This is a genomic window from Nocardia sp. NPDC057440 (genome assembly GCF_042802915.1).
Classification (GTDB): domain Bacteria; phylum Actinomycetota; class Actinomycetes; order Mycobacteriales; family Mycobacteriaceae; genus Nocardia.
In genome coordinates this window covers 127,301-140,582 of the sequence record NZ_JBHVDF010000019.1, presented here as the reverse complement: position 1 = coordinate 140,582, position 13,282 = coordinate 127,301, and the positions used below count along the sequence as shown (strand labels likewise).

Annotated in this window: 13 protein-coding genes; 10 read left to right on the top strand and 3 right to left on the bottom strand. The window is 65.9% G+C overall.

The genetic code is table 11. The features are described 5' to 3' along the window. Positions 1 to 647 precede the first annotated feature (647 nt). The gene (locus ACFU4Z_RS30980) at positions 648 to 908 is read right to left on the bottom strand and encodes a helix-turn-helix domain-containing protein (protein ID WP_379070102.1); all 261 of its coding nucleotides are present in this window, start codon (positions 906 to 908) and stop codon (positions 648 to 650) included. Positions 909 to 970: 62 nt separating this feature from the next. Between ACFU4Z_RS30980 and ACFU4Z_RS30975 the strand changes: the two genes are divergently transcribed. Together ACFU4Z_RS30975 and ACFU4Z_RS30970 are read left to right on the top strand one after the other, a co-directional pair. Further along, a complete protein-coding gene (locus ACFU4Z_RS30975) occupies positions 971 to 2,557 on the top strand; it encodes a flavin-containing monooxygenase (RefSeq protein ID WP_379070052.1) in 1,587 nt (528 codons plus the stop codon). A 91-nt stretch (positions 2,558 to 2,648) separates the two neighbouring features. Beyond that, positions 2,649 to 3,431 carry a GntR family transcriptional regulator gene (locus tag ACFU4Z_RS30970; RefSeq protein WP_379070049.1) on the top strand — a complete coding sequence of 261 codons (783 nt, stop codon included), beginning with the start codon at positions 2,649 to 2,651 and terminating at the stop codon, positions 3,429 to 3,431. Positions 3,432 to 3,571: 140 nt separating this feature from the next. Here the strand turns inward: ACFU4Z_RS30970 and ACFU4Z_RS30965 are convergent, their stop codons facing one another. Continuing rightward, complete coding sequence (locus tag ACFU4Z_RS30965) at positions 3,572 to 4,222, bottom strand: TetR/AcrR family transcriptional regulator (RefSeq protein ID WP_379070046.1); 651 nt, start codon at positions 4,220 to 4,222, stop codon at positions 3,572 to 3,574. Positions 4,223 to 4,226: 4 nt separating this feature from the next. Beyond that, positions 4,227 to 4,835, bottom strand: coding sequence for a TetR/AcrR family transcriptional regulator (locus tag ACFU4Z_RS30960; protein WP_379070043.1), 609 nt, complete (start codon positions 4,833 to 4,835; stop codon positions 4,227 to 4,229). A 458-nt stretch (positions 4,836 to 5,293) separates the two neighbouring features. On the opposite strand from ACFU4Z_RS30960, the gene ACFU4Z_RS30955 reads away from it, so the two are divergent. Genes ACFU4Z_RS30955 through ACFU4Z_RS30920 form a run of 8 tightly spaced genes read left to right on the top strand, consistent with a single transcriptional unit; the run spans position 5,294 to position 13,254 of the window. After that, the gene (locus tag ACFU4Z_RS30955; protein ID WP_379070039.1) at positions 5,294 to 6,145 is read left to right on the top strand and encodes an MlaE family ABC transporter permease; all 852 of its coding nucleotides are present in this window, start codon (positions 5,294 to 5,296) and stop codon (positions 6,143 to 6,145) included. After that, positions 6,145 to 7,011, top strand: coding sequence for an ABC transporter permease (locus tag ACFU4Z_RS30950; RefSeq protein ID WP_379070036.1), 867 nt, complete (start codon positions 6,145 to 6,147; stop codon positions 7,009 to 7,011). Before ACFU4Z_RS30955 ends, ACFU4Z_RS30950 begins: the two co-directional genes overlap by 1 nt. A 5-nt stretch (positions 7,012 to 7,016) precedes the next feature. Next, on the top strand, positions 7,017 to 8,069 hold the full coding sequence (locus tag ACFU4Z_RS30945; protein ID WP_379070033.1) for an MlaD family protein: 1,053 nt from the start codon (positions 7,017 to 7,019) through the stop codon (positions 8,067 to 8,069). Further along, positions 8,066 to 9,085 carry an MlaD family protein gene (locus ACFU4Z_RS30940; RefSeq protein WP_379070030.1) on the top strand — a complete coding sequence of 340 codons (1,020 nt, stop codon included), beginning with the start codon at positions 8,066 to 8,068 and terminating at the stop codon, positions 9,083 to 9,085. Before ACFU4Z_RS30945 ends, ACFU4Z_RS30940 begins: the two co-directional genes overlap by 4 nt. Further along, entirely contained in the window at positions 9,073 to 10,101 is a 1,029-nt protein-coding gene (locus ACFU4Z_RS30935) for an MlaD family protein (protein ID WP_379070027.1), read from the top strand. The genes ACFU4Z_RS30940 and ACFU4Z_RS30935 overlap by 13 nt, the downstream gene beginning before the upstream one ends. Before the next feature lie 11 nt (positions 10,102 to 10,112). Then, positions 10,113 to 11,201, top strand: a complete 1,089-nt coding sequence (locus ACFU4Z_RS30930; protein ID WP_379070099.1) for an MlaD family protein — start codon at positions 10,113 to 10,115, stop codon at positions 11,199 to 11,201. After that, on the top strand, positions 11,198 to 12,271 hold the full coding sequence (locus tag ACFU4Z_RS30925; protein WP_379070023.1) for an MlaD family protein: 1,074 nt from the start codon (positions 11,198 to 11,200) through the stop codon (positions 12,269 to 12,271). The genes ACFU4Z_RS30930 and ACFU4Z_RS30925 overlap by 4 nt, the downstream gene beginning before the upstream one ends. Continuing rightward, positions 12,268 to 13,254, top strand: a complete 987-nt coding sequence (locus ACFU4Z_RS30920) for an MlaD family protein (protein ID WP_379070020.1) — start codon at positions 12,268 to 12,270, stop codon at positions 13,252 to 13,254. Before ACFU4Z_RS30925 ends, ACFU4Z_RS30920 begins: the two co-directional genes overlap by 4 nt. The last annotated feature ends 28 nt before the right edge of the window (positions 13,255 to 13,282 follow it).

Genomic DNA, 13,282 nt, shown 5'->3' with positions numbered 1-13,282 from the left:
TAATTGGCACTGACATTCATCGACACACTATTGAGTTCTCAAAGAACACACGCACACACCATCGCGCAGATTTACTCTGATTGATCGGTGAGGCACTTTTTCAAGCTTAGCTCAGCTTTGAACCCGAACCAAATCGGGGTCTCTGTCGAGCCAGGTGGTCAGGCGCTCCTCGTACTACCTCGTTTCCCTCGCCTCAGCTCAGCGTTTCCGCTGCGCTTCTCGGCTCCGGGTCGGTGTCCGTGTCGCTCTGACTTGGAGAACATTACGTGACGCTTTGGCGAATATGCAAATCGCCTGATTACCGGGGGTTTTCCGGCATGAATGGCCGCCGGGGGCCGAGTTCCTGGCTGCGGACGCATCGCTGTCACCGCTTTACCTCCATGACAACGATCGAGGGCCTCGGATTGATACCGACATTGAACTGCGCCTGCACCGATTCGAATAGCCGGCGGCGCGGTTCCGTTCGGCTCTGTCTGCAACCGCCCTATCACGCAGTGTGCCCACCGACCCCACCCTGTGCCGGTCGCGGTCCATAGGTCGAGGCGAGCAGGTTTCCGCCATCTCTCTGTGTGTCGTCGGTGAAGTGGATGCACTCGTCCAGAACGATGCTCGCGGAGAGGTCGACTCGATACAGCGACCGCCGATGCTCACGATCCCGAGCCGCGCGGCCGAACTTCCTGCGGCGGGCAGCCTCCGTACCGCCGGAACGCCCGAATGAAGGACGCCGATTGGACGGAGCCGAGTCGCGCCGCGATCCGCTCGGTGGTCATGCCGGTGTCGGTGCGCAGTGCCCCCGCCATCATCTGCCGCACCTCGTCGACCAGCGCACGGAACGACGTCCCCGCATCGCGCAATCGGCACGAGGGCGTGCGCGGACTCGCCGGAGATTGTCCGAGATCTTGTCTCAGACGGAAGAATCAACTGTGTTATACAGTGTGAACAACAGTATCGACGCGGATCTGGAGGAACCATGGCGGTCGAGGAAGCAACGCCACCGGAATTCGAGGTGGCGGTGATCGGGGCCGGTCCTGGCGGCATCGCGGCAGGCGTCAAACTGCGCAAGGCAGGCATCGACAACTTCGTCATCCTCGAACGCGCCGACGATGTCGGTGGCAGTTGGCATGAGAACCACTACCCGGGCATCGGTGTCGACATCCCCGCCATCGCCTATCAGTACTCGTTCGCCCGCAATGCGCGCTGGAGCCGTTTCTTTCCGCTCGGTGCAGAGGTGAAGGCCTACCACGCCGAGGTCGCGCGGCGGTTCGGGCTCTACCCGCACGTGCGATTCCACACCAACGTCGCACGCGAGGAGTGGGACGACGCAGGCAACTACTGGAAGCTGCACACCGACGACGGTTCCGTTGTCACCGCACGTTTCGTGATCAGTGCCGTCGGCGCGTTCGTCCGGCCCAAGGAAGACGCGGGCATCCCGGGCCAGCAGTCGTTCGAGGGCAAGATCCAGCGCCCCGCCGACTGGGACGACGAATACGACCTCACCGGAAAGCGGGTCGGTGTGATCGGCACCGGAGCCAGCGCGGTGCAGATCATTCCGGCCATCGCACCCGAGGTGGCCCGGTTGGAGGTCTTCCAGCGCACCCCGGTGTGGTCGGTGCCCAAGCCTGATTTCCAAGTACCCGCCGCGGTACAACGCCTGCTCGGCATTCCCGGACTGCAGGCGGGGCTGCACGGAAGCGCGCTCGTCGTGGTCGATCTGGTGCTGCGCGGGGTCGTCTCAGCGCCGACGGGCCTTGCGCGCCCCGTGATGGACAGGTTCGACTCCGCCTGTATCGCCGGTTACCGGAAGTACTTGAACCGGGTCGTGAAGGATCCCGTCACCCGCGCGGGACTGACACCCGACTTCGGCGTCCTGGCCAAGCGGCCGACGATGTCCAACAGCTACCTGAAGGCCTACAACCGAGACAATGTCGACCTGGTGACCGACCCGATCGACGCGATCACCGCAACGGGCATCCGGACCCGCGACGGCACGCTGCACGAATTCGATGTGATCGTGCTCGCCACCGGCTACGAGGTGTTCTCCGATCCGGAGACCTACCGACCGGGAACGGTGGTGGGCCGCGATGGCTTCGACCTCGCGAGGTTCTACAACGAGGAAGGTCTGCAGGCGTATCAGAGCGTGCCGGTGCCCGGGCTGCCGAACCGGTGGACGCTGTGCGGCCCCTATTCGTGGACCGGCAGCGGCTGGCACGCCTTCGTCGAAATGACCGCCGACCACGCGGTGCGCGCCATCACCGAGGCGGGCGCCCGGCAGGCCACGGTGGTGGAGGTCCGCAAGGAGGCGGCCGATGCCTACCACCGTGCGATCTACCGACAGGGCGAATCGCTGCGGTACTACCTCACCGACCTGAACGGGCATGTGCCGACCTACTACCGGAATTCTCACGGTGACACCACCTACGTGCGGCCGTCGGGATTCTTCGAGGCGCGCCGGGGCAACCGGAAGTTTCCACTGGACGATTACCGGTACGAGACACCGCAATCGACGTCGGGCGGTGGCGGCGCTCGGCGGCCCGCCGATTCCAAGGCCGGTGCGTAATCCGTCGGCCACCACGCCGTCGAGGTCGCACGGCCTGCCGCGGGTCGTCCTTCCGGCGCCCGTTGCCGTGGGGACCTGGGAGAATCCCAGCGTGAAGAACCCGACGATCGTCGACGAGATCACCGACGAGCTCGCCTATCGGATCGCCGCGGGCGTCTACCAACCCGGCGAGCTGCTGCCATCGGTGCGCCAGGTGGCCGCAGAGTTCGGGATCAGCACACCGACCGCGAACAGCGCGCTCGGCAGGCTGGCCGCCCTCGGGTTCGTGGAGGCCCGCCGCGGACTCGGCAATATCGTTCGGGACATCTACCTCTACGGCGGGATCGATACCGCGCACTACATCTTCCGGCACTCCAGGCAGCTGCCCGAGCGCGCCGCCAAGATCTTCGCCGACATCATTGATGTCGATCACCTCTTGCTCATGCAGACCATCCGCACGGTGGCCGCGGACCCGCGCCACTATGACCTGACCGGACTGGCGCGCGCGGTGGACCGGTTCGAGCTGCTCGTCAGCGCCGGGCGGGCAGGGGTCAGCGAGATCATGGAGGCCGAGCTGCACGTGTTGCGCGTCGGCTTCGCCGCCGTCGGACAGAGCGCGTTTCTCAACCTGTTCAATTCCGTCGGCGACATCCTCATCGCCACGCCCGAAGCGGGTGCGGCCTTCTACGAACCGCTGGAACCGGAAGGTCATGTGCGGGTCGCCCGGCAACTTCTCGCGCTGTGGCAGTCGGAAGCCACGATCGAGGACGCGGCGATCGACATGGTCGACACCCTGATCCGGGCATATCACGATCAAGTCGTCGAACATTTTCGGCAACTCGTCACGGCCGCCACCGCGCAGCCGCGAGCCGAGGTGTCCGCAGCGACTCCGTGACCTCACGACTTGGCGCAGGCCCGAGAAACTCATCGCAGGACTACGGCCAACATTCGACACCGGTGCACTGCTGTCAGTTTGAAAACACCATGGTGCCCGCGATGACTGGGCGGCAGCCGGTCAGAACGACTGATTCGGCGTCAGGACTCCTGAAAGAGCACCAATTCGAACGGCGCGAGAATCCGGTCGACGTCGAACCGATCGGGTTCGTCGAGAACAAGCCGCGCCGCGGTCTGGATCAATCCTTGGATGAGCTGCACCAGCACATCGAGGTCGACCTCGTCGGCGTCCGGCCGCCCGGTCAGCCAGGCGCCGAGCACTCGATGCAGCGGGCCCCGCGGTTCGTCGTGCGCCTGCTCGACGCGTTCCCGCAGGGTCGATGGCACGCCGCTGAGGGGGAAGTAGACCAGCCGCCAGGTCTCCGGCATGGCACGCACTTCGGCGAGGAAGCGAACGAGCGCCGCCGCCAGCACATCCCGGGGGTCGGCGCCCGACTCGATCGAGCCGTCGACCTCCGACATCGCCCGCAGGACGGCCTCGCGCATCCGGGTGGTCTCCCGCTCGACCAGATCGGCGAGCAGTTCGTCGCGGCTGCCGAACGAGTCGTACACCACCGGCCGGGTCACCCCACCCCGCTCCGCCACCGCCGCGATACTGACATCGGCGAATCCGCTCTCGGCCACGATATGCAGCGCGGCGTCGAGCAGCTGTTCACGTCGATCGGCGGGTTGCAGGCGCTTGGCGTAGCGCCGCCGGGCCGGCGTGACGGCCCCCCGCTTCACTTGTGCCACCGCACTATCCCTTCTCGATCCGGGTGCCCGCGACCATCCGACGTGCCATCCAGCGCATGGTCTTGGACAACGCCGCGCGCTTGTCGCGGCCGCCCTCGGACACGATGATCCGAGCCGCGGTCTCGCTCACGCTGATGGAGGCATGACTCATCATCTCGGTGTCGAGTTCCCGATCGGCCAGTGCCGCGACCACTGCGAACAGCAGCTCGCTGCGCCCCCGAATCGCATTGCGCCCCTGCGTGACCCGCTCATGCATCGCGGGCGGCAGGCCGTCGCCCGGCATCAGGACGAACTGCCAGGTTTCCGGTGCGGCGAGCACCTGATCGAGGAAGATGTCGACGGCGTCCGCTCCGAGGACGGCCATGTCGATCGTCGACAGATCGGCGTCTTCGGCAAGTTCCGGCGTCGCGGCGGCCGCCATGGCCAGCACCCGCTCCTCCTCACGAGCCAACAGCGCCGCGAACAACTCGTCGCGGTCACCGAACTCGGCATAGAGGGCGGGCCGGGTGACGCCTGCCGCGCGCGCGACGGCGTGCATGCTCGCGCTCGCGTACCCCGCACGCACGATGAGTCCCCGTGCCGCGTCGAGGATGCCCTCGCGTCGGGTTGTCATCAGCTCACTCCGTGTCGTCGGTTGCCGTTGCCTCGCGATCGTGGCCAGTGGACCGTCGCGCCAGTGTACGCGGCATGTTTGCCCGGTTCCGGCGTTCCGGCACCGAGAGTTCGGCGCGATCGGTGTAGCACCACAACGACATCCGAGATCTTCCGACGACGCGGACGATCATCGAATTTCCCGGTTGCACCCCAGTGCGAGGGCGAAATTGATACCGTTGTTTTCGCTGCTCCGCAGTGTTAGCGTCGTCGCGAACAGTGCATGGCATCGATCACATCCGGGGATACGTCGTGAGCACGCTCACAGTCGTCGGTGATCGCTCTGATACGAGCTGTCGGAAACCGCCGACACTGTGACGCGTGACAACGTGGGCACTGTCGCCCGCGAAACCTAGCGTTGGGGAAGGCCTCCGGATAGCCGCGGCTGCTGTCGGCGGTGGGGGCGATGGAGGACTATCGATGGAATCCGAAGCGCCGAGGGCGATCAAGGGCGGACCGACGGCGGCACTGATCGCCCATAAGAATGTCACCGACACGACACTGTCGAGTCTGCGGACGTTCGGGCGGGTGGTAGATCTCGGACTGGAGTCGACGCGGGGCGCGGTCTCCGACATCATCGCGCGGCGGTTCCAGTGGCCCGAAATGCTGCGTCAGGCTTGGTATCTGGTCACCGTCACCGCGATCCCCGCCGTACTGATGGCGGTGCCGTTCGGTGTCGTGGTTTCCGTGCAGGTGGGCAATCTGATTCATCAACTGGGCGCCGACTCGCTGATCGGTGCGGCTGGTGGCCTCGGAGTGATCCAGCAGGGCGCCCCGATCGCAACGGGCCTGTTGCTCGGCGGCGCGGGCGCCTCGGCGATTGCCGCCGATCTCGGCGCGCGCACGGTCCGCGAGGAGATCGATGCGTTGCGCACGATGGGCATCAATCCCGTACACCGACTGGTGATTCCGCGTGTCTCGGCGATGCTGTTCGTCGCGCCGCTGCTGAACATCCTTATCATCTTCGTCGGCATCGTCGCCGGTTACGCGGTCGCGATCGGCGCGCAGAACGTCACCCCTGGCAGCTACTGGGCGACCTTCGGTTCCTTCACCGTGCTCACCGACGTGTGGATTTCGCTGCTGAAATCGATGCTTTTCGGGTTCATCGTCGTCATCGTCGCCTGCCAACGCGGTCTGGAGGCCAGAGGCGGACCACGCGGCGTCGCCGACGGCGTCAATGCGGCCGTTGTGCTGTCGGTGGCATCGATCATCGTGGTCAACTTGGTGATCACCCAGGTCGTCGCCATGTTCCTGCCGCTGCGGGTGGCGTGATGACAGCTACTCCCTACGTACCCAACGGCTTTCGATCGGCCAGCCGCCTCGTGCGCAACCGCGGCCGGATGTTGACGCCCTTGGAGAATGCCGGGTTCGCGCTCGGCTTCGTAGTGCAGGCGCTGGCCGCGATTCCACTGACGCTACGCCGCTATCGCGCCGAGACAATGCGCACCATCACCGATATGACGTGGGGGCGCGGCTCGGTCATCGTCGGTGGCGGTACGGTGCCGATGCTGGTGGTGCTCGGTATCGCGATGGGCGCCGGTGTCGGCATCCAGTCGTTCACCACACTCGATCTGATCGGCCTCGGCCCGGTCACCGGTGTGGTGTCCGCGTTCGCGAATACCCGTGAGCTGGCGCCGATTGCGGCCGCGGTCGGGTTCGCCGCCCAGGCCGGCTGCCGGATGACCGCCGAGATCGGCTCCATGCGGATCTCGGAGGAGATCGATGCGATCGAATCCCTTGGGCTGCGCTCGATTCCGTTCGTGGTGACCACCCGGGTCATCGCAGGCGCGATCGCGATCGTTCCGACCTTCCTCATCGCCCTGATTCTGAGCTACCTGGCCTGCGACACAGTGGTGGTATTGCTGCACGGTCAGGCGGGTGGGGTCTACGACCACTATTTCTTCCAGTTCACCAGCGGCTACGACGTGCTCGCGGCGGTGATCAAGATTCTGGTATTCGGCGTCGCGGTCATCCTGATCCATTGCTACTACGGGTTTTTCGCCTCCGGCGGCCCGGAGGGTGTCGGTATCGCCTCGGGCCGAGCGGTGCGCGCGAGCTTCGTCGCGATCATCGCGCTGGATATGTTGCTGACCCTGCTGCTGTGGGGCGTCAATTCCTCGATCGAATTCCCAGGGTGAGCCGAATGCCGAATTTCGGATTGCCCGGTGTCACCATGGGGCGGCGCGGTTCTCGGGCGCTCGGTGCGGCCGCGTTGACCTCGACCGTCGCGGCGGCGCTGGCTTGGACTGGGCACCACAACGCCCCCGACAGCACGCGCATGCAAATCCACCTACGTACCGAGCACATCGGCGAAGGCATCATCGAAGGCACCTCGGTGCGCCTGGACGGCGTGAACGTCGGCAAGATCACCGACATCGCGGGCGTCGGCGTGGGCCGCCAGCTGATCACCCTGGATCTGGACCGATCCCAAACGGCTGGTCTCACCGAGGATCTCGAGGTCGACTACGCACCGCAGAATCTCTTCGGCATCAGCACCGTCTCACTGAAACGAGCCGAGGGCGGCGCGCCGCTGCGGCCGGGAGCGGTGATCGATCTGGCGGGTGCCAACGCGCACCGAGTGGCCGACGCGACCATGGGCCGACTGCTGCGGGCACTCACCGAGACCTCCACCGAGGTCTTCACTCCCGAATTCGCCGAGGTGCTCCGGACATTCAGCGGTGACCTGAAGGCCTTCGCTCCCCTAGTGGACGCCGTCGTCATGCTGGGCCGGACGGTCGCCGACACCCAGCGGTACCCTTCCTCGTTCCTGATCGACCAATTCGCGAGGTTCTACGACGGATTGGGGTCGTTCACCTCGGCCACTTTCACACTCCTGAAAGCCGTGCTGGACATCGAGGTGTTCCAGAGCGACCGGCAAAAATACGACGCGGCCATCGGCATGCTCGTCGACGACGCGTTCCCGGACATCGGCGCCATCGGAGATGTCGCCAGACAACACTTCTCGGGCTACGCGGATATGCTCGCGCCCCTCGTCACCGCCATCGCCGCGACGGTGACGGACCCGGCACGGTCGCACGCCGAACTCACCGAACTGCTCGAACGACTCGACCGAATATTCGCCGACACCCCGAACGGCCCGACCCTCAACGCATCGGTCACCCTGCGCAGCGTCCCCGGACTCGCGGTGCCGCTGCTCGGCCAGGCCGGATTCGCCGCGCCGGGAGGGACGCGATGACACCGGCGTCGACCATTTCGATCGCATGGAAGCTCGGCCTGTTCACCGCGGCGATGATCACCCTGCTCGCCATGATCGCGGCGGCCATCATTCGGCCCATCGGCGGCGATACCGACAGCTACCGGGCCGATTTCACCGATGCCAGCGGCTTGAAGACCGGCGACGATGTCCGCATGTTCGGGGTCGCGGTCGGCAAGGTCGCGGAAATCTCGCTGGTGCATGGCCGCGCGCGGGTCGAGTTCACGGTGCACCGCGACCGGCCCCTCTACGACGCGAGTTTCCTCGCCATCCGGTACCAGTCGCTGACCGGACAGCGCTACATCGACATCCGCCAGCCCGAGCATCCGACCCCGAAGCAGGCGTCGGCCGCCATCATCGGCACCGACCGCACCATCGGATCCTTCGACATCACCCAGCTGTTCAATGGACTGCAACCGGTCCTGCAGGAGTTCTCTCCCGGTGCGCTCAACCAGTTCACCGAGAGCATGCTCGCGGTGATCGAGGGCAATGGTTCGGGGGTCGGGCCAGCGCTCGACGCGATCGAAAAGCTCAGCGCCTACGTGACCGATCGGCAGACGGTGATCTCCACCATCGTGGCGAACCTCGAGTCGATCTCCACCAGGATCGGCGGCAAGTCACCGCATCTGATCACCCTGCTGCGTGGGTTGACCGACGTGTTCACCGCTTTCCAGGAGAAGCTCGACGGCCTGATCGACTTCGCGAGCGTCGCACCGTCGGCGCTGGGCCCGCTCAACAGCCTGCTGAACACCCTGGGTTTCACCGAGACGGCCAACCCCCATCTCGAACGCGACCTGCGCCTGCTGTTTCCGGATCCGGACACCGCGTTGGACCAGCTCGGCAAGCTACCCGGCCTGTTGCAGTCGCTGTCGGCGCTGGTTCCCGCCGACGGGTCCGCGGTCCATGTTGATCTCACGTGCTCGAAGGGCAATGCCGAGGTGCCGTCCGTGGTCGCGGTGCTGATCGCCGGGCAAAGGATCGCGATATGCAAGAACTGACCACGGGGCTGCCCGTACGTCGTGGCCACGACCGGCACGAAGCCACCAAGAATCGCCGCGAACTGCGCCTCGGGGTGATCGGCGCAATTCTCATCGTCATCGCGCTCGCCGCGACCGCCGTCCTCTATGTGCTACCGCTCGGAAAGAGCACCTACACCGCGTACCTGTCGGAGGCACAGTCGATCCGGGTGGGCAACCAGGTACGGGTAGCGGGGATTTCGGTCGGCCGGGTTTCCGCGCTGGAGCTGGAGCCGGACCGGGTGCGGATGACGTTCACCGTGAACCGGGATGTCTTCGTCGGGGACGCAACCACTATGGAGATCCGGATGCTCACCGTGGTCGGCGGCCACTACGTCGCCATATTCCCCGCAGGGACGACACCCCTTGGCGACAAGCCGATACCCCAAGACCGGGTCACGTTGCCCTACAGCCTGGTTCGGACACTGCAGGATGCCGCGAAGCCGGTGGCCGAGGTGAACGGCGGCACGTTGCGCGAGAACATGGCCGCAGTGCAGACCTCCCTCGACCGGAGCCCCGACGGGCTGCGCCGGATGGGCGCCGCCATGCAGTCGTTCGTGACCATCCTCGACAAGCAGAACGCCGAGGTGTCGCGGGCGCTGATCGTGACCGACGAGTTCCTGACCGCGATCAACGGCAACATGGCGCTGGTCGGACAGTTCGTCCGCAAGATCGGCCTGCTCGAGGTGCAGGGCCTCGACAAAAAGGCGGAGATCACCGAAGCGTTGCGGATCGCCGCTGAGCTGTTATCCAGGATCGCGGCACTGGAACCGTCCTGGCGCGAACAACTCCAGCCGATGGTCGACATGCTCACGGCGACGCTGCCCGCGTTGCGTGAGCTCGTCGGGAAACTCGACGGCGCCCTCGGCACCGTGCGCACCGCCCGCGACCGGTTGCAGACCGCGGTGACCCCGCGGGACGGCATTGTCGTCGACCAGTCGGCGGACACGATATCCGCACCGGCCGTCTGCGTTCCGGTGCCGGGAAAGGGGTGCTGATCGTGCAGCGCATGCTCGCCTCGCCGGGTTTCGTCACCTTGATCGGCGGCCTTCTCGTCGCAATCCTTTCCGTCGCAGGCTATTTCACCGCTTTTCGTCCGCTCGACAAGACCCTCGGCTACTGCGCGATCCTGCCCGATGCTGTCGGCCTCTACTCAGGCAACCACGTGACCATGCTCGGCATGCCGGTCGGCACCGTGACGGCGCTCGCGCCCGACGGTGCCGGCGTCCGTGTCGAATTCGAGGTCGACGCCGATCACCCGTTGACCGGGCAGGTCACCGCGACGACGGTGGCCGACACCCTCGTCGCCGATCGCAATCTCGCGGTGGTCGGCGAGCCCGGCGCACCCGAGTGGAACCGAAATACCTGTGTGACGAGGACATTCACACCGAAGAGCATGACCGAGACGCTGTCGGCCTTCTCGGCCTTGGCCGACCAGCTCGGCGGCACCGGCGACCCCGCGGAGCGCAGCCGGATCCATGACGGTGTCGCCGCCTTCCAGCGCGCCACCTCCGGGACAGGGCAGGCGATGAATACCCTGATCAATGATCTCGGCACCGCACTGCGCGCACCGGACGCCGGCATCGGCCATATCGGTGCGCTGCTCGACGCGCTCGGCGAACTCTCGGTCAGCATCTCGGTCAATTGGCCGGACATCAAGACGACGCTGCTGAATGCCGGGCCCGGCATCGCCTTCGTGAACGAAGTCTGGCAACAGGTCATCCAGATCGTCGACTCGCTCCTGGTCGACTTTCCGATGTTCAACGACATCGCCCGCAAGTACGGCCGCGAAATACTCGGCGGCATCGATGATCTGGCCCCATACCTGCGGCTGCTCGGCGCAGGCGTCGGAACCCTGAAACAGGTCATCGATATGATTCCGGCCCTGGTCGGCGTATTCCAGCGCGCGATCGACCCGGAGACCGGCAAGGTCCGACTCACCTATGCCGCACCGAAAGGCGCACTGCCACAAGCGGATGCCGATCGGATCTGCGCTGCGGTCGACGCGGTGACACCCGGCCGATGCAGGACATCGGACAACGGCCTCAATGGCGTCGACCTGGCCGCAATCGTGCTCGGATCGGTGGGTGCCCGATGAGAAGGCCGACAGTGGTGCGGCGCACCGGTTCCTCGCTTGCCGTCGCACTCGCGGCGGGGATGCTGGCCAGCGGCTGCGGTTTCGACCCCTCGTCGGTGCCGGTGCCGGGCGCATCCGTGTCAGGTCCGACCTATCAGGTCCGGATCGAGTTCGCGAACGCACTGAACCTGCCCAAGCACGCCAAGGTGGTGGCCAATGGCGCGCAGATCGGCACACTGAGCACTGTGACCGTCGTCGACCCTTCGACGCAGCATCCCGGACGCATCGACGCGATCGTCGAGATCGCCGAGTCGGTGCGGCTGCCGACCACCACCACCGCGCAGCTGCGGCAGAACACCATCCTCGGTGACATCTACATCGGACTCACCACTCCCCCGGCAGATTTCGCCGAGACCCTGCCGCCAAGCGGCACGATTGCGCTACCGCAGACCCGCCCCGCACTGCAGATCGAGGACCTGATGGCGGGCATGTCGACCTTCATCGGCGGCGGTGCGCTGCACAGCGTGCAGGAGATCATCAACCGGACCAATGCCGTGCTGCCGGAGCGACCAGCCGAAACGGCCCGGATATTCGAGACACTCGGCCGTGATACCCAGGACGTGGCCGACAATCTGGACAGTGTCGGCCGATTCCTCGACGCCATCCAGCAGGATCTGATGGCGGTGCTGGACAACAGGGAAGAGCTCGACGCCCTGCTGTCCGAACGCGGCGCGCGTGACATCCCGACCTTCGCGAATTCCCTGGTGCTGACGCTCGGCGTTGTCGGCGCCCTCGGCATCGTCGGGCACGCGGTGGCATGGCTCGGCCCCTTCCTGCAGGCGGGTGACGCCGCGGCCGAGGCCTTCGTACCGATGCTGTTGGCCGCCAACCCACTCGACGTGTCCGCGCCCGCCAACCTGCATCGGCTGGTGTCCTTGCTGCGCGACAAGGTCATCCCGTTTGTCGAACGCGGGCCGACGGTGAACCTGACCCGCATCGGAGCGGAGACCGGTGTGGCAAGCCCCGTGTCCACCGACGACCAGGTCGACCGGATCGTCGCCACGCTGCGGATGATCGGAGCGGTCCGGTGAAGCTCTCCTCGATCAAACCCAGCTCGATGGCGTCCCTTTGCGCTATCGCCGCGATCCTCATTGTCGGCAGCACCTACCTGTCCCTCGGGGTGGTGCGGGTCGGCTGGCTGAACGAGTACACCGAGGCGACCATGGTGCTGACCGATTCCGGCGGTCTGCTGCCACGCTCCAAGGTGCTGCTGTCCGGCATCGAGGTCGGCACGGTGACCTCGGTGTCACACACCGGGACCGCGGTCTCGGTGCAGTTCCGCATCGACGACAGCTACCGAATACCGAGCTCGAGCATGGCCCGCATCGAAACGCTGTCCGGACTCGGCGAACCGTATCTCGACTTCCGCCCCGTCGGCGGTGACGGACCATACCTGCGCGACGGACAGATCGTGGACGCCGCCAAGGTCACTATGCCGCTCTCGATCCCGGAGGTAGCGCAGACCGCGACCCGGCTACTCGGCCAATTGGATCCGCAGGCGATGGCCGCCATCATCCAGACCTTCACCCAGGGGCTGGCGGGCACCGAGAAGATCGTCCCGCAACTGTCCCGCGCGACCGACCTGCTGGCCGCGACACTGCTGGCCCGCTCCGATGTCATCCGCGAGATGCTCATCGCGTTCCAGGCCAACGCGAACGATATGGCGTGGTCGGGGCCCGCGCTGACCGATGCCTCCGGACCGTGGGCCGCCTTCGGGCCCCGGGTCAGCGAGGTGGCGGCGGCGATCGCGCGGGTCATCCGAAAAGGCGACGTCCCAGCCGATTACGTCATCGACACCCCGGAGACTGTCGGACTCGTCCCGTTCCTGCGTCAGCTGGCCGAACGGATCAATGCCATCGGACCGGACCTGGCGACGATGATCCCGCTGCTGCAACCGCTGATCCCGCTCGCGACGAATGCGGTGCGGCCGCTCGACATCGGCAGCCTCATCACCCAGGCCCTCGAGACCACCAGCCCCGACGGGACGCTGAATCTTCAGCTCACCGTCAAGTAGCGACACCGCAGTCCGACCACCGATCATT

What these genes read in the sequence shown, in the direction of transcription:
- ACFU4Z_RS30975 (WP_379070052.1), top strand. Translation starts at nt 971, where the DNA reads ATGGCGGTCGAGGAAGCAACGCCACCGGAATTCGAGGTGGCGGTGATC.
- ACFU4Z_RS30960 (WP_379070043.1), bottom strand. Translation starts at nt 4,835, where the DNA reads ATGACAACCCGACGCGAGGGCATCCTCGACGCGGCACGGGGACTCATC.
- ACFU4Z_RS30955 (WP_379070039.1), top strand. Translation starts at nt 5,294, where the DNA reads ATGGAATCCGAAGCGCCGAGGGCGATCAAGGGCGGACCGACGGCGGCA.
- ACFU4Z_RS30950 (WP_379070036.1), top strand. Translation starts at nt 6,145, where the DNA reads ATGACAGCTACTCCCTACGTACCCAACGGCTTTCGATCGGCCAGCCGC.
- ACFU4Z_RS30945 (WP_379070033.1), top strand. Translation starts at nt 7,017, where the DNA reads ATGCCGAATTTCGGATTGCCCGGTGTCACCATGGGGCGGCGCGGTTCT.
- ACFU4Z_RS30940 (WP_379070030.1), top strand. Translation starts at nt 8,066, where the DNA reads ATGACACCGGCGTCGACCATTTCGATCGCATGGAAGCTCGGCCTGTTC.
- ACFU4Z_RS30935 (WP_379070027.1), top strand. Translation starts at nt 9,073, where the DNA reads ATGCAAGAACTGACCACGGGGCTGCCCGTACGTCGTGGCCACGACCGG.
- ACFU4Z_RS30930 (WP_379070099.1), top strand. Translation starts at nt 10,113, where the DNA reads ATGCTCGCCTCGCCGGGTTTCGTCACCTTGATCGGCGGCCTTCTCGTC.
- ACFU4Z_RS30925 (WP_379070023.1), top strand. Translation starts at nt 11,198, where the DNA reads ATGAGAAGGCCGACAGTGGTGCGGCGCACCGGTTCCTCGCTTGCCGTC.